Source organism: Rhizobium sp. WSM1328 (assembly GCF_057653715.1).
Genome location: NZ_CM172788.1, coordinates 2,875,825 through 2,899,237 on the forward strand (window position 1 = coordinate 2,875,825; position 23,413 = coordinate 2,899,237).

The window sequence follows — 23,413 nt, forward strand, 5'->3', positions numbered from 1 at the left end:
GACCAGTGGCTCGACCCCGGCAAGGTTAGGGTCAGGGCCAAGCAAATCGCAAATGCCTATTAAGCTCTTTCGAAACCGCGCGCCACTTCCCAATCGGTGATGCGGCGGTCGTATTCTTCCTGCTCCCATTCGCCGGCGCGCGTATAGTGGTCGATCACGTCGTCGCCGAAGGCCTTGCGCAGCATCGCCGATTCCGTCATCGCCGCCGTGGCCGCGCGCAGCGTGCGCGGGATCTCGCGAACGCCCTTGCCGCCATAGGCGTCGCCGACAAAGGGCGCTTCGAGTTCGAGCTTGTTCTCGATGCCGTCAATGCCGGCGGCAAGCAGCGCGGCGAAGGCGAGATAGGGATTGAGATCGGAGCCGCCGACGCGGCACTCGATACGGATACCCTTGGTCTCTTCGCCGCACAGGCGATAGCCGGCGGTGCGGTTGTCCTTGCTCCAGATCGCCTTGGTCGGCGCAAACGTGCCGGCCATGAAGCGCTTGTAGGAGTTGATGTAGGGCGCCAGGAAATAGGTGATCTCGCTCGCATGGGCGAGAAGCCCGGCAACGTAATTATGCATCAGCGGCGACATGCCGTATTTGCCGGTATGGTCGAAGAACAGCGGCTTTTCCTCCAGGCTCCAAAGCGACTGGTGGATATGCGAGGAACTGCCGGCAGCATTGTAATTCCACTTGGCCAGGAAGGTGATGGCCTTGCCCTTCGACCAAGCAATCTCCTTGCAGCCGTTCTTGATGATCGCGTGCCGGTCGGCCATGGCGAGCGCATCGGCGTAGCGCACGTTGATCTCCTCCTGGCCGGCCGAAGCCTCGCCCTTGGAGTTCTCGACCGGGATGCCGGCGCCCTGCAGCCCGGTGCGGATCGCCCGCATCACCTCTTCTTCCTTGGTGGTCTGGAAGATGTGGTAGTCCTCATTATAGGCGCTGACGAGCTTGAGGTTGCGGTAGCCGGAAGCCTGCGCCGCCTCGTAGGTCTGGTCGAACAGGAAGAATTCGAGCTCGGAGGCCATGTAGGCCTTCATGCCCATATCCTCGAGCCGCTTCACCTGCTTCTTCAGGATCGCGCGCGGCGAGTGGGCGACCTCCTCGTGCGTATGATGATCGAGCATATCGCAGAGCACCAGCGCAGTGCCTTCGAGCCAGGGAATACGACGCAGCGTCGCAAGATCCGGCTTCATCGTATAGTCGCCGTAGCCCTTCTCCCAGCTCGTCGCCTTGTAGCCGGAGACGGTCTCCATCTCCATGTCGGTGGCGATCAGGTAGTTGCAGCTGTGCGTTTCCTTCCAGGCGCTCTCGACGAAATATTCCGCCTGAAAACGCTTGCCCATCAGCCGGCCCTGCATATCCACCTGGCAGGCCAGAACCGTGTCGATGCGCCCTTCGGCAACATCCTTCCTGAGATCGTCGATTGTGTAGCTGCTGCTCATGATTGTTCCGCCTGAATTGGGATTGAGAAAATCGGGGCAACGAAATCGCATGCGCTCGGCCGGACTTTGCGGCCCGATGCCTTTTCGTTGAACCGGTGATGGGGCCGCAGGATGCGGCCCCGCCATTTGAGAGGGAAGCCTCGATGCTTAGTTTTCGCCGCTTTCGCCGACGGCTGCTTCGGCGGCCGCGATCTCGGCCTGACGCTTTGCCACTTCCGCACCGATCGGCGGCCCTTTGAAGCGGCGGCTTTCGAAGCCGAACCAGACGATCGCCGTCAGCACCAGGAAACCGACGGTGATGTAGAGCGCCCATTCGTTCGGCGGCTGAATGCCGAGGATGAAGATCAGGATCATCGCGATGACGGTCAGCACGGCAAAGAGCTTGAAGACGCCTTCGCCGAGGTTCCACGGCCCCATCTTGTCCCACTTCGACGTGCCCCAGGCGAACAAGCCGAGCGTGATCGGGATCGCGAAGGAGAAGAACAGGAAGATGACTGTGCACGAGACGACGATCGTATAGACCGGCGTGTCACCAATCGTAGCGAGCGAGGAGCCCCAGACGAACAGAACCGAGAGGATCGAGCCGGTCCAGATCGCAGCCACCGGCGTGCGGTACTTTGGGCTGACTTTCGACAGGACCTTCGACGCCGGCAGACCGCCGTCACGCGAGAAGGCGAAGATCATGCGCGAGACCGAGGTAACGGTCGCAAGGCCACACAGCCACTGGCTGACGAGGATGGCAAGATAGAGAATGTCCTTGACGATCGGGTTGACCTGGCTGTCCATCGCCCAGAAGAACACGTTCCAGCCCTGCTTTGCCGCATCATCCATATTCGGCAGCATGAGCACGAAGGCGCACAGCATGATATAGCCGAAAAGCGCCGACCAGAGCACCGAGGCAACCATGCCACGCGGCACCGATTCGGCAGCTTTGACCGTCTCTTCCGACGTATGCGCCGAGGCATCATAGCCGGTAATGGTGTAGATCGGCAGCAGCAGGCCGAGAAGGAAGACCCAGGCGCCCGAGGTGGAAGGCCAGACGTTGCCGCCGACTTCGCCGGAATAGTTGGCGAAAGTGAAGAGACGGCCGATCTCATAGGAGGGCGCTGCGATGAGGCAGACGGCCGACAGCGCGATAGCGGTCGCGAAGATGAGATAACCCGAGAAATCGGTCAGCTTCGCGGTCAGTCCGATGCCCATGTGGTTCACGAGCGCCTGCGCGCCGGTGATGACCACGAGGAAGATGATGCGCACCGTCGTCGTGTCGGTCAGCCCGAGATAGCTGGTGCCGAACGAACCCATGAAGAAATAATAGGTGCCGACATTGATGGCGCCCAACACGGTGACGAGACCGAGCAAGTTGAACCAGGCGGTCACCCAGCCGGTGAAGCGGTTTCCGAGGATCGAGCTCCAGTGATAGAGGCCGCCGGCCGTAGGATAGGCCGAGCTGATCTGCGCCATGCCGATGGCGAAGACGAGCGAGATGAAGCAGCCGACTGGCCAGCCGATGCCGATGGCGGCGCCGCCGGCACCCGAGGTCGCCTGCGCCAGCGAATTTATGCCGCCGGAGAGAATGCAGATGATGGAAAATGAGACGGCAAAGTTCGAAAACGAGCTCATGCGTCGTTCGAGTTCTTGGGCATAACCCATGGAATGCAGGATGTGCACATCCTGCTTCTTGTCCAGTTCGGTATAATCCGACATGACTTCCCCCTGTTCACGATCGGCCGCGGAATTGCGGGCCGATTCAGTGCCAATTGTCCGCGGCATTTGCGCCATGCGGACGTCCGCAGTTAAACTGCTCCCTCGGGTCTTCTTTTTATGTCAGGCGTCCAGACTTTGCTGGAGCAGCCCTTTCAGATAGTCGGCCATGACCCCTTGGCCGATATCGTCTGCGATGAGGTCATTGCGGACCTCGATCATCACATTGCGCAAGCCGTTCGACAGCCCGTGCAGGATCAGCGTGTGGGTCACGCCGTCCTCGGGCCCGTAAGGCTCGTTGCGTTCCACCCTGTAAAGCGGCGCCTCGGCCGCAGCCGCCAGCATAAGGTCGGCAAGCCGGCTGTCCTCATCGTGCAATATGCCGAGTTCGACGGCGCGTTCGCGGCCGTGATAGACCGGCGTAAAGCTGTGCATCGTCACGATGATGCTGTCCTGTGCCCTCGCCCGGCGATCGCGGATCAGCCCGCGAATGGCGTCATGGAAAGGCACGTAGAGCGAGTCGGTGCGCGCAAGTCGTTCTTCGGGGCTCAAATCCTTGTTGCCGGGAATGGCGTAGATCTCGCTGGTCTCCGGCATCGCGCCGGGTGAACTGGGCGGTCGGTTGCAGTCGTAGATAAGCCGCGAGAACCTCTGGTAAACGAGCGTCGCGTCGAGCGCTTCCGATATGCTGCGGGCAACCGCAAGCGCGCCTGGATCCCAGGCAATGTGACTGGAGAGCGCTTCGCTGGGCAGGCCGAGATCGCCGAAAACGACTGGAAGCGCATTCGAAGCGTGCTCGCAGATGAGAAGCACCGGGCTCCGGCCGTGGATACGTTCGATCCCGACGCAGTCACCGTCCGCTTCACTGAGGATTTTCGGCCGGGCCAGCACCAAAGGCGCCACTCCTTATCCCTTAACAAATTCTTGATGAAGAAAAGAATTCTTCAGGTTTCGGCCGGTGTCAAGCATCCACTGAAAATTTCTTTTCATGACAGTGGTTGACATGGATTATGACAGCGTTGTTAACTTTGAGTGGGAAAGTGGCGCCAGACCATCCCGGGGAGCATAGTTACGTGACAGTTGCGTCGAAGACGGTTTCGGACGTCATACACTCGCATTTGGGGGTGTTGACGCGCGCCGAGAAGCAGTTGGCCGAAAGCCTTCTCGACAATTATCCGGTTTCCGGCCTCGGCAGCATCACCACGATTGCCGAGAATGCCGGCGTCTCGACGCCGACCGTCGTGCGCATGGTGCAGAAGCTCGGCTTCAAGGGCTATCCGGACTTTCAGGCGCATCTGCATCAGGAAGTCGAGGCGACGATCTCGAACCCGATCGCCAAGCACGACCGCTGGGCGCAAAATGCGCCGGGCACCCACATTCTCAACCGTTTCGCCGATGCCATCATGGGCAATCTGCGCCAGACGCTGACCGATCTCGATACCGCGACTTTCGACAGCGTCGCCGCGCTGCTTTCCGACCGCAAGCGCGGCCTTTATTTCGTTGGTGGCCGCATCACCGGCGCGCTTGCCGAGTATTTCTTCACCCATATGCAGGTGATCCGGCCGGCAACGACGCTGCTATCGTCGAATTCCAGCAGCTGGCCGCAATATGTCCTCAACATGAATGCCGGCGACATCCTGATCATCTTCGACATCCGACGCTACGAGCAGGAGATGGTGAGCCTTGTAACCGCCGCCCGCAAACGCGGCGCCGAAATCATCGTCTTCACCGACCAGTGGGGCTCGCCGGCCGCCAAGCTCGCCAGGCATGCCTTCCGCGTCCGGATCGAGGCGCCGTCGGCCTGGGATTCCTCCGTGGTCACCCTGTACATCGTCGAAGCGCTGATCGAGGCCGTTCAGAATTCGACCTGGGACGAGACGAAGGAGCGCATGAAGACACTGGAAGGCCTGTTCGAGCAGACCAGGCTTTTCCGCAAACCGGGTTAGGAGGACAAGACTAAAACAAAAGAAAAACAATGACGGATTTTTCGCGGAAACAGACGGCGTTGTCGCAAATAAAACATTTGCCACAACCACCGCTATTCACAGCAGAATTAACGTCATCCAACTGTCACACAAGCTTCATGTAACCTCATTAACAGCATCGCCAGACACTGAAAACCCGAAGGAGAACAACAGTGATCTCTAACATTTCTCGACTACTGTCGCTTTCTACTGCGATGATCGTGGCTTCGACCGCGATTGCCGCTGCCGAGCCGAGCGCTGAACTTATCGCCGCCGCCAAGAAGGAAGGCACCCTGACGACGATCGCTCTTCCGCACGACTGGTGCGGCTACGGCGAGGTCATTGCCGGCTTCAAGGCCAAGTATGGCCTCGAGGTCAACGAGCTCAACCCAGATGCGGGTTCGGGCGACGAAGTCGAAGCCATCAAGGCCAACAAGGGCAACACCGGCCCGCAGGCTCCTGACGTCATCGACGTCGGGCTCTCTTTCGGCCCGTCCGCAAAGAAAGACGGCCTGATCCAGCCTTACAAGGTCTCCACCTGGGACTCCATCCCGGATACCGCCAAGGATGCCGAAGGCTACTGGTACGGCGATTATTACGGCGTTCTCTCGTTCCTCGTGAACAAGGATCTCGTCAAGGAATCGCCGGCCGATTGGGCCGATCTGAAGAAGAGCGACTACGCAAACAGCGTCGCCCTCGCGGGCGATCCGCGCGCCGCCAACCAGGCTGTCCAGGGCGTCTATGCCGCTGGTCTTTCCGCATCCGGCGGTGACGCGGCCAAGGCAGGCGAAGAAGGCCTGAAGTTCTTCGCCGAATTGAACAAGAGCGGTAATTTCGTGCCGGTCGTCGGCAAGGCAGCTCCGTTCGCCCAGGGCTCCACGCCGATCATCGTTGCCTGGGATTACAACGCCCTCTCCTGGGGCGAAAGCCTGAAGGGCAATCCTCCGTTCGAGGTCGTCGTTCCGAAGACAGGCGTCGTTGCCGGCGTCTACGTCCAGGCGATTTCCGCCTTCGCTCCGCACCCGAACGCTGCGAAGCTCTGGATGGAATACCTCTATTCCGACGAAGGTCAGCTCGGCTGGCTGAAGGGCTATTGCCACCCGATCCGCTTCAACGATCTTGCCAAGAACAACAAGATCCCGAAGGAACTGCTCGATAAGCTGCCGCCGGCTGCATCCTATGAAAAGGCTGTCTTCCCGACGCTCGAAGAACAGTCTGCTGGCAAGGAAGCCATCACCAAGAACTGGGATTCCGTCGTCGGCGCCGCCGTCAAGTAATCTCTGATCCGGCCTCCCCGCCGCAAGGCGGGGAGGTTTTCTCACTCCGACGCCCCAGGATGAGCTTTTCCATGAGCACCGTTTCAACGCCTATGGTGCGCAGTGCCCCCTTGATCAACAGAGATCGCGTGATCGACTGGCTGGGCATTGCACCATTCATCATATTCTCCCTGCTGTTCCTGATCATCCCCACGCTTTATCTCGTGGCGGGCGCATTCCTGACGCCCGAGGGCGATTTGACGCTGAAGAATATCGGTGATCTCTTTACCCCATCCATCATGAGCGCCTACTCGATCAGTATCCGTGTGTCGGTGGCGTCGGCTCTGGGCGGTGCGCTGATCGGCTTCTTCCTCGCCTGGGCCGTCGTGCTCGGCGGCCTGCCCGCCTCCGTGCGCTCGACGCTGCTGACCTTCTCCGGCGTCGCCTCGAATTTTGCCGGCGTGCCGCTCGCCTTCGCCTTTCTCGCAACGCTCGGCCGCACCGGGCTTGTGACGATTTTCCTGCGTGAATGGTTCGGTTTCAATCTCTACGGCACCGGCTTTAATCTCCTGTCCTTCTTCGGCCTCACCATCACCTACATGTATTTCCAGATCCCGCTGATGGTGCTGATTCTGACGCCGGCCCTCGACGGTATGAAGAAGGAATGGCGCGAAGCCTCGCAGATTCTTGGCGCCACCAACCGCCAGTACTGGACGATGGTCGCGCTGCCGATCCTTTGGCCGAGCCTGCTCGGCACGACGCTGCTGCTCTTCGCCAACGCTTTCGGCGCCATTGCCACCGCTTTCGCGCTGACCGGCAGCTCGCTGAACATCGTGCCGATCCTGCTCTATGCGCAGATCCGCGGCGACGTTCTGCACAATGCCAACCTCGGTTACGCCATCGCGCTCGGCATGATCGTCATCACCGGCGTCTCCAACGTCCTTTACCTCATGCTGCGCATGCGCGCAGAACGGTGGCAGAAATGAAAGCTCAGCGTCTCGGAGCCTGGATCGCCGTCATTCTAGGTGCATCCTATTTCGTCATCCCGTTGATCGGCACAATCGAGTTTTCATTGCGCATGCGCCGCGGCGAATACAGCCTCGATGCTTATGAGTCGGTATTCTCCGACATTCAGTTCCGGGAGACCTTCGGCTATTCGATGCTGATGGCGTTGCTCACCATCGTCTTCGGCATGCTGCTCGTCGTGCCGACGGCCTATTGGGTGCGGCTGCGGCTGCCGCAGATGCGTCCGGTCGTCGAATTCATCACGTTGCTGCCGCTTGTCATTCCGGCGATCGTCATCGTCTTCGGATACCTCAGGATGTATAATTCTTCGTCCTACCTGCCGCTGACGGGTTCGACGACCGGCACCAACATCCTGCTGGTCTTCTCCTATATCACCCTGTCCCTGCCTTATATGTACCGCGCCGTCGATACCGCCATGCGCGCCATCGACGTCCGCACGCTGACGGAAGCGGCCGAAAGCCTCGGCGCCCGATGGACGACCATCATGTTCAAATGCATTTTTCCCAACGTCATGAGCGGCGTGCTCTCTGGCGCTTTCATCACGCTCGCGATCGTCATGGGCGAATTCACCTTTGCCGCACTTCTGAACCGTCCGGCCTTCGGTCCCTACCTGCAGCTCGTTGGCGCCAACAAGGCCTATGAGCCTTCGGCGCTTGCCGTCATCGCCTTCTCGATCACCTGGCTCAGCATGGGCCTGCTCAACATCGTTTCCCGCGTCGGCAAAGCCCGCCCGGCAAAGGCTTAAGGTATCTGGCTCATGTCTTTTCTCACGCTGAACAACATTCAAAAATCCTTCGGCCCGGTTCAGGTCGTCAAGAACTTCAACATGAACATCGAGAAGGGTGAGTTCGTCTCCTTCCTCGGTCCGTCGGGCTGCGGCAAGACGACCGTTCTGCGTATGATCGCCGGCTTCGAAACGCCAACCGGCGGCACGCTGACCATCAACGGCAAGGACCAAAGCGCGCTGAAGCCGAACCAGCGCAATATCGGCATGGTGTTCCAGGCCTACGCGCTCTTCCCCAACATGACGGTACACGACAATGTCGCCTTCGGTCTCAAGGTCGCCGGTGCCCAAAAGCCTGAGATCGACGCGCGCGTCAAGGAAATGCTCGGCCTGATCAAGCTCGATCACCTGGCCGACCGCTTCCCCTATCAACTGTCGGGCGGCCAGCAGCAGCGAGTAGCCCTTGCCCGTGCGCTCGCCGTCAAGCCGCAAGTGTTGCTGCTCGACGAGCCGCTCTCCGCACTCGACGCCAAGATCCGCGTGTCGCTGCGCGAGGAAATCCGCCAGATCCAGCAGCAGCTCGGCATCACCACGGTCTTCGTCACCCATGATCAGGAAGAAGCCCTTTCGATCTCCGACCGCATCGTCGTCATGAATGCAGGCAAGGCCGACCAGATCGGTTCGCCTTTCGAGATCTACAACACGCCGGCGACGCGCTTCGTCGCCTCCTTCGTCGGCACGCTGAACCTCATCGAGGCCAAGGTCGTCGATCCCGATACCAACCGCATCCAGATCGGTGATCAAGGCATAACGCTGAAACAGTCGGTCGCCGCCCACAAGGCCGGCGAAACCATTTCGCTGGCGCTGCGCCCGGAAGCCGGCTCGCTCTCCGACAGCGTCAAGAGCGACACGGCGCTGACCGGCCAGGTCGTTTCGGCCCACTTCCTGGGGTCGGTCATCCGCACCCGCATGAATGTCGGCGGCAACGTCATCTCCTTCGACATGTTCAACAGCCCGGGCACCACCCCGCCGCAGGCCGGCGAAACGGTAACCCTGCGCTTCATGGCAGCCGACCTGCTCATCATCCGCGACTGATTTCGCCAATACTGCTGAGACAAAAGGCGCCGCGAAACGGCGCCTTTTTCATTTCAGCTCGTCCGAGCCGTCAGCAATCGTGATGCAGCCATCACCACAAAGCACTTGAACTCTCCGAGGTCAGCGCCAGAAGTTGAGCAAACCAAATCTGCTGAGCAGCCCTCCGCCCGGCATTTTACTCGATGGGATATGTCAATGATTACCTGCCACCTGCGTTATGTGATTGATCCGTATAAGCTTGCCGAATTCGAAGAATATGCCCGGCTCTGGATTCCGATCGTCAACAGGATGGGCGGCACCCATCACGGTTATTTCCTGCCGTCCGAAGGCGCCAATAATATTGCCGTTGCATTGTTTTCCTTCCCGAGTCTTGCCGCTTACGAGGACTACCGCACCCGCATGGCAAGCGATCCGGAATGTCAGGCCGCTTTCGAGCTCGACAAACGCAACCGCAGTATCGTCAGCTATGAACGTAGCTTCATGCGGCCCGTGCTCGGCTGATCGAACCGCGCACGACGGGAAATGAAAAGGCCCCGCCAGGCTGGCTGGCGGGGCTTTTCATTCTGTCATGCGCTTATCGGATCGCCTGGTCGTCGACGTCGAAGCGGTGCACATGCGCCTGGTCAGGCGTCGCATAGACGATCTCGTCCGGCTCATATTGGTGTTCGCCGAAAAGACGCGCGGTCAACAGGCCGCACTGTTCGGATTCCAGATAGATGATCGTGTCGGCGCCGAGATGCTCGACATGCACGACCTTAGCAGCCCAAGTCCCCTGTTCGCGCGACAACGTCAGGTGTTCGGGACGCACGCCGATCGTCTTGGCGCTGTGATCGCCGACCTTCTCGGCCGCGATGAAATTCATCTGCGGGGAGCCGATGAAGCCGGCAACGAAGACATTGGCCGGTCGTTTGTAGAGTTCCATCGGCGAACCGATCTGCTCGATCGCGCCGGCATTCAAGACGACGATCTTGTCGGCAAGCGTCATCGCCTCGACCTGGTCGTGGGTGACATAGATCATCGTCGCCTTCAGGCTGCGGTGCAGCCGGGCGATTTCGAGGCGGGTCTGGACGCGCAGCGCCGCATCGAGGTTCGACAGCGGTTCATCGAACAGGAAGAGTTCCGGCTCGCGCACGATAGCACGGCCGATGGCGACGCGCTGGCGCTGGCCGCCGGAGAGCTCGGCCGGCCGCCGCGCCAGATAGGGTTCCAGCGACAGCATGCCGGATGCCTTGCCGACGCGCCTTTCAATCTCATCCTTGGCGGTGCCGGCCTGCTTGAGACCAAGCCCCATATTGTCTTTGACCGTCAGATGCGGATAGAGCGCGTAGGACTGAAACACCATCGCGATGCCGCGCTTGGCCGGCGGCGTCAACGTCTCATCGCGGCCATTGATGACGACGGCGCCCGACGTGACGTCTTCGAGGCCTGCAATGCTGCGTAGCAGCGTCGATTTCCCGCAGCCCGACGGCCCGACGAAGATGACGAATTCGCCGTCCTTGACCTCGAGGTCGATGCCTTTCAGCACCTCATGCGTGCCATAGGTCTTGCGGATGGATTTGAGTTGAAGCGATCCCACGGGTCTTTCCTTATAATGTGACCGGCTGGCCGGTACGCACGCTCTCGTCGGCGGCAAGGCAGATGCGCAGCGATGCCACCGCATCCGCCATATGGCGGTCGAGGTCCAGATCCTCGCGGATCGCCCTCAGCATGAAGGCCTGTTCCAGGTCGCAGAGTTCCTGATGACCGGGCTCGCCCGCCATCGTCATATCCTGGTCGGGTCGGATGAACTTGCCGTCAGGCCCGGTCTCTGCCGTATGCAGCCGGATCACCGAGGTCTTGGTGTGCGTATCGATATCGTCGGACTTGGCGTTCGGATCCATGACGATCGACACCGCGCCCTTCGGCGACATCACATCCTTCACGAAGAAAGCGGTTTCCGAAATCATCGGTCCCCAGCCAGCCTCGTACCAGCCGACGGAACCATCCTCGAACAGCACCTGCAGGTGACCGTAATTATACATGTCGGCAGCGATCTCTTCCGACATACGCAGCCCCATGCCGCGCACCTCGACAGCCCTGGCGTCAGTGATCTGGCACATGACGTCGACATAATGCACGCCGCAATCGACGATTGGCGAGGTCGTGCGCATCAGCGACTTGTGCGTCGCCCAGGTCGGGCCGCTGGATTGCTGGTTGAGGTTCATGCGGAAGACGTAAGGCGGGCCGAGCTTTCGCGCCTCTTCGATCAGCTTCATCCAGGAGGGGTGATGGCGAAGGATATAACCGATCACCAGCTTGCGCCCGGCCTTCCTGGCCGCCGCGACGACGCGCTCGGCGTCTGCAACCGTTGTCGCCAGCGGCTTTTCCACGAAGACATCGCAGCCGGCCTCGAAGGCGGCGACCGCATAATCGGCATGACTGTCGGAATAGGTGTTGATCGAGCAGAGGTCCGGTTTCAGCTCGGCCAGCGCCGTCGTGAAGTCGGGATAGATCGTATAGCCCTGCAGCTCGGGCTCCAATTGTGGCCTCGAGCGATTGACGAGACCGACGATCTCAAAGCCTGGATTGTTGTGATAGGCGAGCGCATGGCTGCGGCCCATATTGCCGAGGCCGGCAACGAGCACGCGGATCGGTTTTTTGGTCACTTGACGGCTCCTGACGTGATGCCGCGGATCAGCTGCCGCGAGAAGATGACGTAGAGGACGAGGATAGGCAGGATCGCCAGCGACAGCGCCGCCAGCACCGCGTTCCAGTTGGTGACGAACTGGCCGATGAAGATCTGCGAGCCGAGCGTCACCGTCTTGGTGGCCTCGGAGGGTGCGAGGATCAGCGGGAACCAGAGATCGTTCCAGATCGGGATCATCGTGAAGACGGCGACCGTCGCCATGGCCGGGCGCACCAGCGGCAGCACCAGGCGGAAGAAGATCGCATATTCGGAAAGTCCGTCGATGCGGCCGGCATTCTTCAGATCGTCCGACACCGTGCGCATGAATTCCGACAGGATGAAGATCGCCAGCGGTATGCCCTGCGCGGTATAGACGAGGATCAGCGCCGTCAGCGTGTTGACGAGACCGGCCGCCACCATGCCCTGGAGGATCGCCACCGTGCCGAGGCGGATCGGGATCATGATGCCGATCGCCATGTAGAGCCCAAGCAGCATATTGCCGCGGAAACGGTATTCGGAAAGCGCAAAGGCCGCCATGGCGCCAAAGAGCAGCACCAGCAGGATCGAGACGATCGTGACGATGAAGCTGTTCTGGAAATAGGTGGCAAAATCGCCCTGCCCGAGCACTGTCTGATAGCCGACGAGGCTGAAGGTTGACGGCGTCGGGATCATCAGCGGCTCGCGGAAGATCGAGGCGCGATCCTTGAACGAGTTGATGACGGTGAGAAAGACCGGAAACAGCGCGACCAGAGTATAGGCGCTCAGCGCCAGATGCACGAGGCCGGTGCGGATGGGAGATGTGCGTGCCTTGGACATGCCCGCTCCTCAGAACTGGTAGCGACGCATGCGCCGCTGGATGACGAATAGATAAAGCGAGACGCCGGCGAGGATGATGAGGAACATCACCGTGGCAATCGTCGCGCCCATCGAGCGGTCGCCGAGCTGAAGCTGGAAACCGAAGAAGGTGCGGTAGAGCAGCGTGCCGAGAATGTCGGTCGACATGTCAGGTCCGGCAAGCGCCCCCTGCACGGTATAGATCAGGTCGAAGGCATTGAAATTGCCGACGAAGGTCAGGATCGAGATGATGCCGATCGCCGGCAGGATGAGCGGCAGCTTGATTTTCCAGAATTGGGCCCAGCCGGTGATGCCGTCGCATTCGGCCGCCTCAATCACCTCTTCGGGAATGCTGAGCAGTGCGGCATAGATCAGCATCATCGGAATGCCGATATATTGCCAGTTCGAGATCAGCGACACCGCAATCAGCGCCGAACCGGACTTGCCGAGCCAGGGTGCGAACAGGAATTTCAAACCGATGAGATCGAGCATCCAGGGCGCCACGCCCCAGATCGGCGAAAGGATGAGCTTCCAGATGAAGCCGACGATGACGAAGGACAAGAGCGTCGGCAGGAACATCGCCGTCCGGTAAAAGGCGACGCCGCGCAGCTTCGGCACCGAAAGCAGGGCGGCAAGCGCCACGCCGATCGGGTTCTGCACGCACATGTGGACGGCAAAGAAGATCAGGTTATTGACAAGGGCATTCCAGAAATCGCGCGCCCAGCGCGCATCGCCGAACAGCACCTTGAAATTCGCCAATCCGACGAAGGCCGGCTGCCCGTCGACCGTATTGTAGAGCGACAGCCGAAGAGTTTCTATGAGCGGCAGCACCATGACCGCCGAATAGACGATCAGGGCCGGCAGCATGAAGACGAAGATGTGCCAGCGCACCGCGCGCCTGATCGGGACGATATCGGCCGTGTTGTCGGTTTCGCTCATGGCTTTTGCCTGTTCTGTCGACTGGCCGCAAGGGCAGCACAGGTGGAAAACGTTGCGCCTCACCCTAACTCTCTGCCACTTGGGAAGAGAGGGAACACGCCCTGTTGAGATGCTATATCGGGCTGGGCGGTCGCTGCGAGTCTCCTTCTCCCCGCGAGCGGGGAGAAGGTGGCCGGCAGGCCGGATGAGGGGCTGCAAACGCCGCCCCTGATCACATCACTTGGCCGGCTTGTACCAGCTGTCGAGGCCCTTCTGGAGCTTTTCGGCAGCAACCGCAGGCGTATCCGTGCCGTTGATCACATTGGCCGATTCGACCCAGGTCTCGTTTTCGAGGTTCGGCGTGCCGCGCGACAGGATCTGGTAAGTCGAGCGCACCGTCGACTTGTACGGGCCGCGCCAGGAAACGAACTCCTGAGCGAGCGGATCGGACATCTTGACCGGGTTGGAGTTCAGGCTGAAGAAGCCGGGCAGCGCGTTGGCGTAGATATCGGCGAACTCAGGCGAAGCGACCCAGCTGAGGAACTTCTTGGCTTCCTCGGCATGCGTGCTCTTGGTGTTCAGAGCGACACCGATATCCGGATGGTCGGAGATGTAGCCCGTGTCGCCGGCCTTCGGAACCGGCGGCGGGAAGGCGCCCATCTTGAACCGGGCCTGGCTGTTGAACAGCGAGATTTCCCACGAGCCGGCCGGATAGATCGCGGCACGACCGAGCGTGAACAGGTTCTGGCTGTCCGAATAGGTCTGGGCTTCGAAGCCGTCGCCGAGATAGGGCTTCCACTTGGCAAGCTCTTCATAGGGCTTGACCCAGTCGGCATCCGTCAGCTTCTGCTTGCCGGCGATCAGGGCGGCGCGGCCATCCTCACCCTTCCAGTAGTTCGGGCCGATATTCTGGTAGCCCATGGTAGCGGCTTCCCAGAGGTCCTTCGTGCCCATGGCGAGCGGAATGTAGGTGCCGTCGGCCTTGATCTTGTCGAGCGCTGCGTAGAACTCGTCCTGGGTCTTCGGCACCGAGATGCCGAGCTTGTCGAAGGCATCCTTGTTGTAGATGAAGCCGTGGATGACAGAAGCCATCGGCACGCAGAAGGTCGACTTGCCGTCGTCGGTGCTCCAGGCGGCCTTGGCGACCGGCGAGAAGTTCTCCATGCCAGGCAGGCTGGTGATGTCAGTGAGCTGCTTCTTGTTGAAGAGTTCGAGCGAGGCATCGAACGGACGGCAGGTGATGATATCGCCTGCGGAGCCGGCATCGAGCTTGGCGTTCAGCGAGGCGTTGTATTCGGTCGGCGCGGTCGGCGAGAAGACGATCTTGATGCCCGGGTTCTTGGCTTCGAAAGCCGGGATGATCTTTTCCTGCCAGATCTGCAGGTCGTCGTTACGCCAGCTTTCGACCGTCAGCGTGACGTCGGCGGCGTGGACGAGACCCGCTGAACTCAGCAGACTGGAGGCAAGCAGCAGGCTTTTCAGAGCAGTGTTTTTCATTTCCCTCTCCTGTTTTAAGCGCCGCGAGGCGCTGTTTTCGATCTGAAACAAGCAATTGGCGTGTTTGAGGTAACACCCAACGCCCCTTGGAGGACCGCCAGCAATGCCGGTCCCGAAAGCTCGACGGACACGAAGGCGGACGCCTGCGGCCGAACTGCGCGCCTTCCCGGCGACTGCACCGGGGTGGCGAAATGGCGGGGAAAGCCGATGGATGGCCGAATTCGCCCCCAGCTTGATGGGCCGGGGGTCGTTCTCTCGATCATCCTCGAAGCGGTTCCGGCTTGACTTAACTGCCGGTTTTCGTGGGCTTCGAAGTGCTGTTCCCTTTTGCCGAATTAATGCCAAAAAAATACCAATTGTCCAGCCGAAATTAACTTTTCGGCCTGATAAAACTCATTAAAAAATTTAATCTAGCAAAATCAATATGATAAAAAGATTGATTTTCCACGTCATTCCCACTTGGTAAATGGTATTTTTTTGGTATTGTATTAAAACATAGGGAACGGCATATTCGGAGGCCCGATGACGGAGCTTGCAATCGGCATAGACGGCGGCGGAACGAGCTGCCGGGCCGCAGTCGCGGACAGGAACGGCAATGTCATCGGCCGTGGCAAAGCCGGCCCTGCCAACATCCTGTCGGATCTGGAAAACTCCCTTCTCAATATCGTCGAATCCGCCCGGCAGGCGCTAGGCGATGCCGGGCTTGCCGCTGAAACCATTTCCTCCGTCGCAGCCGTCGTCGGCGTCGCCGGCGCCAATGTCGGCGATTATGGTAGACGAATCGAAAAGGCCCTGCCTTTCACCGAAGGCCGCGTCGTCACCGATGCGCTGATCGCCCTGCAGGGGGCGCTCGGCGATGCCGACGGCATCGTCGGCGCCTTCGGCACTGGCTCGGTCTATAATGCCCGCAGGGATGGCCGACTGAACGGCATCGGTGGCTGGGGTTTCGTCGTCGGCGACCAGGCAAGCGGTGCCCGCCTCGGCCGCGACCTCCTGGAACAATCGCTGCTCGCCCATGACGGGGTGCGCCCGGTATCGCCGATCACCGAAGCGGTCATGACCCAATATGGCAACGATCCAGAGCGCATCGTCGAATTCGCCCATTCGGCAAGACCAAAGGATTTTGCCCGTTACGCACCGATCGTCTTCGAACATGCGGCCAAGGACGATGCCGTTGCAGTTGGCATCGTCACGGATGCGGCAACGGCTATCGGCGAAAGTCTCGAAGCACTGCTCTGGCCCGAATGCCCGTCGATCTGCCTGCTCGGCGGCCTTTCCGAAGCCTACGAGCCCTGGCTATCCGAACGCTACAGGTCCCTGCTTGCCAAGCCAAAAGGCGATGCCCTGCAGGGCGCGGTTGAACTTGCAGTCAAGCTCTTGAACGACAGGCAGAGGGGTGCGGCATGACCGACGACCTCGCCACCCTCCTTTCCCTGGAGCGCCTGCAGGCAGCCGGCACAGGGCCGCTCTACGTCAAGCTGCGCCGCACGCTCGAAGGAGCCGTGCGCACCGGCACGCTTGGTCACGGCGATGCGCTGCCGCCGGAACGCGACATCGCCGAATTGGCCGCCGTCAGCCGCGTCACCGTGCGGAAGGCGATCGACGAACTCGTCGCCGATGGCCTGTTGGTGCGCCGTCACGGTTCCGGCACCTTCGTCGCCAAGCCGGTCTCCAAGGTCGAGCAGCGCCTGTCGCAGCTCACCTCCTTCACCGAGGACATGGCGCGCCGCGGCATGTCCTCCCGCTCCGAATGGCTGCATAAGGGCATCCACACGCCCTCGCCCGACGAGATGATGATCCTTGGCCTCGGTGCCGACGTCAAGGTTTCGCGCCTCTCGCGCCTGCGCATCGCCGACGACCAGCCGCTGGCGATCGAGAATGCCAGCGTCTCCGGCGAGTTCCTGCCCGATCCCTCGGCCGTCACCAATTCGCTCTATGCCGAGCTCGAACGCCTCCAGGTCCGACCCGTGCGCGCCGTGCAGCGCATCTCGGCAACCAATATGAAGGAAGCCGACGCCCAGCTTCTCGGCGTCTCCGCGGGTGCGGCTGGCCTGTCGATCGAGCGCATCTCCTATCTCGGCTCCGGCCGCGCCGTCGAATTCACCCGCTCGCTCTATCGCGGCGATGCCTATGACTTTGTCGCGGAACTGACGATCGCGGTGACGTAAGCCCTACCAGAAGCGGGCGATCCAAAGCTGATTTCCGACAAGATTATCAAAGATCGCATCGGCGGAGATAAGTGGTATTCCATTCTGCATGGCGGTCGCGGCAAGAAACCGGTCGAACGGATCGCGATGTGTCCAATCCATCATGGCTGCGGTCAGACAGATTTCCGGTGTCAATGCCGCGGCAATGCCACCCTGTTCATGCAGCAGTTCCGGCAACCGGCCGATGAAAGGCTCCATCTCCGGCCACTTGCCGAGACGAACCTTCTGCCCGATTTCAAATAGGGATATTGGGCTGACGAAAATCGTCTCCGCCTTTTCGATCAGAGCGATCGCCTTGGCCGAGAGCCGCTCGTCGCCGGTCAGCGACCATGCCCAGGCATGGGTGTCGAGCAGAAGCGAGTTCACTCGCCCCCTTCCCAAGCCGCAAGTTCGCCCTGATCTATGGGCTCAAAAAAGTCGGGTCCATTTCCAACAACTTGCCCCTTGAGCAGCCCGATCTTGAAGGAAGACTGCACAATCGGAATGATCTTCACGACAGGCTTGCGCCCCTTGGCGATCACCACTTCCTCACCGGAAAGGGCGGCGTCGATCAATTTCGACAGATTGGTCTTTGCGGCATGGATGGTAACCTGCATCGTCGCCCTCATTAGCTAACTTGACTAAGTATACCGCCTCATCGTCAATTCCGCTATCAAATTCAACCAGCCTGAATGCGGGTAATTATTGAGCCGCATCAAAATCATAAAGCCGGAAGGTGAATCCCTTCCGGTTTTCATTTATTGAATCAATCTCTGAGGACGCCGCCCTAAGCGACCGTGAAGACTCGGCAATCAGGCCGCGTCTTCGATCTGCTCGTCCGTCTTGCGCGGCACGTAGTTCAGCACCGGCCCGAGCCAGCGCTCGACTTCAGACACCGCCATCTGCTTGCGGGCCGCATAGTCTTCCACCTGATCGCGCTCCACCTTGGCGACGCCGAAATAATAGGAGTCGGGATGGCCGATATAGAGGCCCGAGACCGAGGAACCCGGCCACATCGCATAACTCTCCGTCAGCTTTACGCCGGCCGCTTTTTCAGCATCGAGCAGCTTGAAGAGTGTCGCCTTTTCGGTGTGGTCAGGCTGGGCGGGATAACCGGGCGCCGGGCGGATGCCGGCATAGGCTTCGGTAATGAGATCCTCCTTGCTGAGCGTCTCGTCCTTGGCGTAGCCCCAGTATTCGCGCCGCACCTGCTCATGCATGCGCTCGGCAAAAGCTTCGGCGAAGCGGTCGGCCAGCGCCTTGACGAGGATCGAGGAATAATCGTCGTTCGCCCGTTCGAAACGCTCGGAGATGGCAATTTCCTCGATACCCGCCGTCACCACGAAGCCGCCGACATAATCCTGAACACCGCTTGTGACAGGCGCCACGAAGTCGGAGAGCGCCACGTTCGCCCGCCCGTCCCGCTTCGAAAGCTGCTGGCGCAGCGTATAGAAGGTCTCAAGCTCGTGCTTCCGGCTCTCGTCCGTGAACAGTCGGATGTCGTCACCGACGGCGCCGGCCGGCCAGAAGCCGATGACGGCGCGTGGGCGGAACCACTTTTCATCGATGATCTTCTTCAGCATGGCCTGCGCATCGGCCCAGAGCGCACGCGCCGCCTCGCCCTGCTTCTCGTCTTCCAGAATGGCGGGGTACCGGCCGCGCAGCTCCCAGGTCTGGAAGAACGGCGTCCAGTCGATATATTTGGCAAGCTCGGCCAGATCATAATCCTCGAACACCCGTGTGCCGAAGAATTGCGGCTTCACCGGCCGGTAGGCAGACCAATCGACCTTATGCGCATTCTCGCGAGCCCGGGGCAACGGCAAGCGCACCTTCTCGGCCTCGCTGCGCGCATGGGCGGCCGCCACCTTGGCATATTCGGCGCGAATGTCGTCGACATAGGCCTGGCGGTTCTCCGGTGACAGCAGGGCCGAGACGACGCCGACGGCGCGGCTCGCATCGGTCACGTAGATCGTCTGCCCCTTGTTGTAGCCGGGATGGATCTTCACGGCCGTATGCACGCGGCTGGTCGTTGCCCCGCCGATCAGCAGCGGGATCTCGAAGCCCTGCCGCTCCATTTCGGCCGCGACATGCACCATCTCGTCGAGCGACGGCGTGATCAGGCCGGAAAGGCCAATGACATCGACCTTTTCGGCAATCGCCGTTTCGAGGATCTTCGTCGCCGGCACCATGACGCCGAGGTCGACGATCTCGTAATTGTTGCAGGCAAGCACGACGCCGACGATGTTCTTGCCGATATCGTGCACATCGCCCTTGACCGTCGCCATCAGGATCTTGCCGGCCGACCGGCGTTCCTCGCCGCCATTGAGGCGCTTTTCCTCTTCCATGTAGGGCAGCAGCACGGCCACCGCCTGCTTCATCACGCGCGCCGACTTGACCACCTGCGGCAGGAACATCTTGCCCGAGCCGAACAGGTCACCGACGACGTTCATGCCGGCCATCAGCGGCCCTTCGATGACGTGCAGCGGCCTGACAGCCTGCTGGCGCGCCTCCTCGGTATCGGCCTCGATATATTCGGTGATGCCGTTGACCAGCGCATGTTCGAGACGCTTCTCGACGCTCCATTCGCGCCAGGAAAGATCCTGGACGCGGCCTTCGCGTGCCGCGCCGCCACGGAATTTCTCCGCCACTTCGAGCAGCCGCTCGGTACCATCAGGCCGGCGGTTCAGCACCACGTCCTCGCAGGCCTCGCGCAGCTCGGGATCGATATTATCGTAGACGGCAAGCTGGCCGGCATTGACGATGCCCATGTCCATGCCCGCCTGGATGGCGTGGTAGAGGAACACGGCGTGCATCGCCTCGCGCACCGGCTCGTTGCCGCGGAACGAGAAGGACAGGTTGGAGACGCCGCCCGAAATATGCACCAGCGGCATGCGCTCGCGGATCGTCCGCGTTGCCTCGATGAAGTCGACGCCGTAATTATTGTGCTCTTCGATGCCGGTCGCGACCGCGAAAATATTCGGATCGAAGATGATGTCCTCGGGCGGATAGCCGATCTTTTCGGTCAGCAGCTTGTAGGCGCGTGTGCAGATATCCACCTTGCGCTCGTAGCTGTCCGCCTGCCCCGTCTCGTCGAAGGCCATGACGACGACGGCGGCACCATAATTGTGCAGCAGCCGCGCCTGGGCGAGGAAATTCTCCTCGCCTTCCTTCAGCGAGATCGAGTTGACGATCGGCTTGCCCTGGACCCGCTTCAGGCCGGATTCGATGATCGAGAATTTCGACGAGTCGATCATCACAGGCACGCGGGCAATGTCAGGCTCGGCGGCGATCAGGTTGAGGAACTCGACCATCGCCTTTTCGGAATCGATCAGCCCCTCGTCCATGTTGATGTCGATCACCTGGGCGCCGTTCTCGACCTGGTCGCGGGCGACATCGAGCGCTGCGGTGAAATCGGCATTGGTGATCAGCTTGCGGAAGCGGGCCGAGCCGGTGACGTTGGTGCGCTCGCCGACATTGACGAAAGGGATGTCCTTCGTCAGCTCGAAGGGTTCGAGACCCGACAGCGACATGAACGGGCGATGCTCGGGAATCGGCCGTGGCTTGTATTTCGCAACGGTCTCGGCGATTGCCTTGATATGCTCGGGCGTCGAGCCGCAGCAGCCGCCGACGATGTTGACGAGGCCCTCGCGGGCGAAGCCGTCGATCTGCGCCGCCATCAGCTCCGGGGTTTCGTCATACTGGCCGAATTCGTTCGGCAGGCCGGCATTCGGATAGGCGCAGATGAAGGTGTCGGCAACGCCCGAAAGCTCCTGCAGATGCGGGCGCATCGCATTGGCGCCGAGCGCGCAGTTGAGCCCGATCGTGAAGGGATTGGCATGGCGCACCGAGTTCCAGAAGGCAGATGGCGTCTGGCCGGACAGCGTGCGGCCGGAAAGGTCGGTGATCGTGCCCGAGATCATCACGGGCAGGCGCACGCCCTTGGCCTCGAAGCGCTCCTCGCAGGCGAAGATCGCAGCCTTGGCGTTCAGCGTGTCGAAGATCGTCTCGATGAGGATGATGTCGGCGCCACCGTCGATCAGCCCGTCGATCTGCTCGCCGTAGGCGGAACGCAGATCGTCGAAGGTCACGGCGCGAAAACCCGGGTTGTTGACGTCAGGCGAGATCGAGGCGGTACGGTTGGTCGGCCCAATGGCGCCGGCGACGAAACGGCGGCGGCCGTCCTCGCGCTCGGCGCGCTGTGCTGCCCGCCGCACGATTTCGGCGCCTTCCTTGTTGAGGTCGTAGACTGCACCTTCCATCTCGTAATCGGCCTGCGCGATGCGGGTCGAGGAGAAGGTGTTGGTCTCGAGAATATCGGCGCCGGCCTTGGCGTATCTGTAATGGATCTCTTCGATCGCGTCCGGTTGGGTCAGGATCAGGAGGTCGTTATTGCCCTTCTGGTGACAGGCGCAGCCGATGAAGCGCGTCCCGCGAAACTGGTCTTCGTCATAGCCCAGCCCCTGGATCTGCGTACCCATGGCGCCGTCGAGAACAAGGATGCGCTCGCTCGCGGCTTGTTTCAAAGCTGCGAAAACTTCACTGCCGTCACGTTTGCCCGTTTCCGGACCAAAGAGATTGTCAAACACGGGAGGGCTCCTTGACGTCGTAAGACCAGACAGTCCAAATCACATAAAGATATCTTTATGTCAATATATGCCGATCGATTTCGTGCTTTGCAAGTCTACAGCGCCGCGCGTCTATTAAGACACGCAAAGGACGCTGCAGCAGTTTGAATCTTCGCATCGTGCTTTTTGAAAATCGACCCCGATTTTCCAGCCGATGCGATAGCCAGATGACAGGCTTGCCCGACCTCTATATAGGCGTTTGCGACGCTTGTGCACGAAATCGGAGGAGCATCATGGCACCCGCAACCGGCAACGCCGTGCTTGGAAACTGGACGACCCGCGCCTATCATCGCGGCTGGCTGCTGACCCAGGCGAACGGTCTCTTCGATTTCTTCCAGCACAATTCGGTCAATCCCAAGGGCGGTTTCTACGATCTCGACGACGCCGGCAGGCCTCTCGACGCCGAGGGCCAGGTTCGCGGCATCCATATCGCGGCGCGCGCCGTGCATTGCTTCTCGATCGGCGCGCTGCTCGGCCGCCCCGGCGCTGCAGATGTCGTCGACCACGGCATGGACTATATCTGGAACCATCATCGCGACCGGAAAAACGGCGGCTATTTCTGGTCGCTCAACAATGACGGACCCGTCGATTCCAACAAGCAGGGCTATGGCCATGCTTTCGTGCTGCTCGCCGCCTCAGCCGCAAAGACGATCGGCCATCCGCTTGCCGACGGCATGCTTGATGATATCACCAAGATCCTCAACACGAAGTTCTGGGAAGAAAAGCACGGCGCGATCGCCGAGGAATTCACCGCCGACTGGCAGCCCCTCGATGGCGGCGCCTATCGCGGCCAGAACTCCAACATGCACCTGACCGAAGCGCTGATGGCGGCCTTCGAAGCCACCGGCGACGGGGACTATCTGTCCAAGGCCGAAAGCATCGCCGATCTCGTCATCCGCCGCGTCGCCGGCTCCGTCGACTGGCGCGTCGCCGAGCATTTCGACGCCGAATGGAACCTCGACAAGACTTACTACCATCCGAACGAAATGTTCCGCCCGGCCGGCACGACGCCCGGCCACTGGCTGGAATGGGCCCGCCTCATCCTGCAGCTCTGGGCGCTCGGCGGCAAACGGATCGAATGGATGCCGGATGCGGCCAAGGCCCTCTTCGCCCAATCCATGGCGCTCGGCTGGGACAACGACAAGGGCGGCTTCTTCTACACGCTCGATTGGGAAGACAAGCCCGCCAAGCGCAACAAGCTCTGGTGGCCAGCCTGCGAAGCTGCGGCCGCTGCACATTTCCTCAACGAGCATCTGCCGAGCGATTTCCATGAAGAGAGCTATCGCCAGATCTGGAACGTGATCGAGCGCGCCTTCATCGACCATAAGAACGGCGGTTGGCACGAGGAACTGACGGAAGATCTCGTCCCCTCTCACTCGCTCTTCCCCGGCAAGGGCGATATCTATCACGCCCTGCAGGCCTGCCTCATCCCGCTCTTCCCGGCAACGGGCAGCCTGACGAAGGGCATCACTGAGGCTGGCGGCAGGATCTGAGG

Annotated in this window: 20 protein-coding genes; 9 read left to right on the forward strand and 11 right to left on the reverse strand. The window is 60.7% G+C overall.

What is annotated here, in order from left to right:
• Positions 1-59 precede the first annotated feature (59 nt).
• The 3 genes from AC2444_RS14630 to AC2444_RS14640 form a co-directional block, all read right to left on the reverse strand.
• A complete protein-coding gene (locus AC2444_RS14630; protein ID WP_012758322.1) occupies positions 60-1,427 on the reverse strand; it encodes a glutamine synthetase family protein in 1,368 nt (455 codons plus the stop codon).
• 147 nt (positions 1,428-1,574) lie between these two features.
• Positions 1,575-3,131, reverse strand: a complete 1,557-nt coding sequence (locus AC2444_RS14635; protein ID WP_026157428.1) for an amino acid permease — start codon at positions 3,129-3,131, stop codon at positions 1,575-1,577.
• A gap of 120 nt (positions 3,132-3,251) precedes the next feature.
• Positions 3,252-4,022, reverse strand: a complete 771-nt coding sequence (locus AC2444_RS14640) for an N-formylglutamate amidohydrolase (protein WP_012758324.1) — start codon at positions 4,020-4,022, stop codon at positions 3,252-3,254.
• A gap of 179 nt (positions 4,023-4,201) precedes the next feature.
• Between AC2444_RS14640 and AC2444_RS14645 the strand changes: the two genes are divergently transcribed.
• The 6 genes from AC2444_RS14645 (at position 4,202) to AC2444_RS14670 (ending at position 9,694) form a co-directional block, all read left to right on the forward strand.
• Entirely contained in the window at positions 4,202-5,074 is an 873-nt protein-coding gene (locus AC2444_RS14645; RefSeq protein WP_012758325.1) for a MurR/RpiR family transcriptional regulator, read from the forward strand.
• 191 nt (positions 5,075-5,265) lie between these two features.
• The gene (locus AC2444_RS14650) at positions 5,266-6,369 is read left to right on the forward strand and encodes an ABC transporter substrate-binding protein (protein WP_012758326.1); all 1,104 of its coding nucleotides are present in this window, start codon (positions 5,266-5,268) and stop codon (positions 6,367-6,369) included.
• Positions 6,370-6,440: 71 nt separating this feature from the next.
• Positions 6,441-7,334 carry an ABC transporter permease gene (locus AC2444_RS14655; protein WP_003561109.1) on the forward strand — a complete coding sequence of 298 codons (894 nt, stop codon included), beginning with the start codon at positions 6,441-6,443 and terminating at the stop codon, positions 7,332-7,334.
• Entirely contained in the window at positions 7,331-8,119 is a 789-nt protein-coding gene (locus AC2444_RS14660; protein WP_012758327.1) for an ABC transporter permease, read from the forward strand. Before AC2444_RS14655 ends, AC2444_RS14660 begins: the two co-directional genes overlap by 4 nt.
• Positions 8,120-8,131: 12 nt before the next feature.
• On the forward strand, positions 8,132-9,193 hold the full coding sequence (locus AC2444_RS14665; RefSeq protein WP_012758328.1) for an ABC transporter ATP-binding protein: 1,062 nt from the start codon (positions 8,132-8,134) through the stop codon (positions 9,191-9,193).
• Between the two features lie 195 nt (positions 9,194-9,388).
• Positions 9,389-9,694, forward strand: a complete 306-nt coding sequence (locus AC2444_RS14670; RefSeq protein ID WP_012758329.1) for an NIPSNAP family protein — start codon at positions 9,389-9,391, stop codon at positions 9,692-9,694.
• Positions 9,695-9,767: 73 nt separating this feature from the next.
• Here the strand turns inward: AC2444_RS14670 and AC2444_RS14675 are convergent, their stop codons facing one another.
• The 5 genes from AC2444_RS14675 to AC2444_RS14695 all read right to left on the reverse strand — a co-directional run bounded on the left by AC2444_RS14675 (position 9,768) and on the right by AC2444_RS14695 (position 15,107).
• Entirely contained in the window at positions 9,768-10,769 is a 1,002-nt protein-coding gene (locus AC2444_RS14675; protein WP_012758330.1) for an ABC transporter ATP-binding protein, read from the reverse strand.
• A 10-nt stretch (positions 10,770-10,779) separates the two neighbouring features.
• Complete coding sequence (locus AC2444_RS14680) at positions 10,780-11,793, reverse strand: Gfo/Idh/MocA family protein (RefSeq protein ID WP_050786645.1); 1,014 nt, start codon at positions 11,791-11,793, stop codon at positions 10,780-10,782.
• A 41-nt stretch (positions 11,794-11,834) separates the two neighbouring features.
• Positions 11,835-12,674: a carbohydrate ABC transporter permease gene (locus tag AC2444_RS14685; RefSeq protein ID WP_012758332.1), complete on the reverse strand. Its 840-nt coding sequence runs from the start codon at positions 12,672-12,674 to the stop codon at positions 11,835-11,837.
• Positions 12,675-12,683: 9 nt separating this feature from the next.
• The gene (locus AC2444_RS14690) at positions 12,684-13,631 is read right to left on the reverse strand and encodes a carbohydrate ABC transporter permease (protein ID WP_012758333.1); all 948 of its coding nucleotides are present in this window, start codon (positions 13,629-13,631) and stop codon (positions 12,684-12,686) included.
• Positions 13,632-13,847: 216 nt separating this feature from the next.
• Complete coding sequence (locus tag AC2444_RS14695; protein WP_012758334.1) at positions 13,848-15,107, reverse strand: ABC transporter substrate-binding protein; 1,260 nt, start codon at positions 15,105-15,107, stop codon at positions 13,848-13,850.
• 522 nt (positions 15,108-15,629) lie between these two features.
• On the opposite strand from AC2444_RS14695, the gene AC2444_RS14700 reads away from it, so the two are divergent.
• Positions 15,630-16,514: a glucosamine kinase nucleotide-binding domain-containing protein gene (locus AC2444_RS14700; RefSeq protein ID WP_012758335.1), complete on the forward strand. Its 885-nt coding sequence runs from the start codon at positions 15,630-15,632 to the stop codon at positions 16,512-16,514.
• Complete coding sequence (locus tag AC2444_RS14705) at positions 16,511-17,275, forward strand: GntR family transcriptional regulator (RefSeq protein WP_012758336.1); 765 nt, start codon at positions 16,511-16,513, stop codon at positions 17,273-17,275. Before AC2444_RS14700 ends, AC2444_RS14705 begins: the two co-directional genes overlap by 4 nt.
• A gap of 3 nt (positions 17,276-17,278) precedes the next feature.
• Here the strand turns inward: AC2444_RS14705 and AC2444_RS14710 are convergent, their stop codons facing one another.
• The 3 genes from AC2444_RS14710 to metH all read right to left on the reverse strand — a co-directional run bounded on the left by AC2444_RS14710 (position 17,279) and on the right by metH (position 21,879).
• Positions 17,279-17,680: a type II toxin-antitoxin system VapC family toxin gene (locus AC2444_RS14710; protein ID WP_012758337.1), complete on the reverse strand. Its 402-nt coding sequence runs from the start codon at positions 17,678-17,680 to the stop codon at positions 17,279-17,281.
• Complete coding sequence (locus tag AC2444_RS14715; RefSeq protein ID WP_003541516.1) at positions 17,677-17,910, reverse strand: type II toxin-antitoxin system Phd/YefM family antitoxin; 234 nt, start codon at positions 17,908-17,910, stop codon at positions 17,677-17,679. Before AC2444_RS14715 ends, AC2444_RS14710 begins: the two co-directional genes overlap by 4 nt.
• A 195-nt stretch (positions 17,911-18,105) precedes the next feature.
• Positions 18,106-21,879 (reverse strand): methionine synthase, encoded by a 3,774-nt coding sequence (gene metH, locus AC2444_RS14720; RefSeq protein ID WP_017994753.1) that lies wholly within the window; start codon positions 21,877-21,879, stop codon positions 18,106-18,108.
• Positions 21,880-22,151: 272 nt separating this feature from the next.
• On the opposite strand from metH, the gene AC2444_RS14725 reads away from it, so the two are divergent.
• Positions 22,152-23,411, forward strand: a complete 1,260-nt coding sequence (locus AC2444_RS14725) for an AGE family epimerase/isomerase (protein WP_012758339.1) — start codon at positions 22,152-22,154, stop codon at positions 23,409-23,411.
• Positions 23,412-23,413 lie beyond the last annotated feature (2 nt).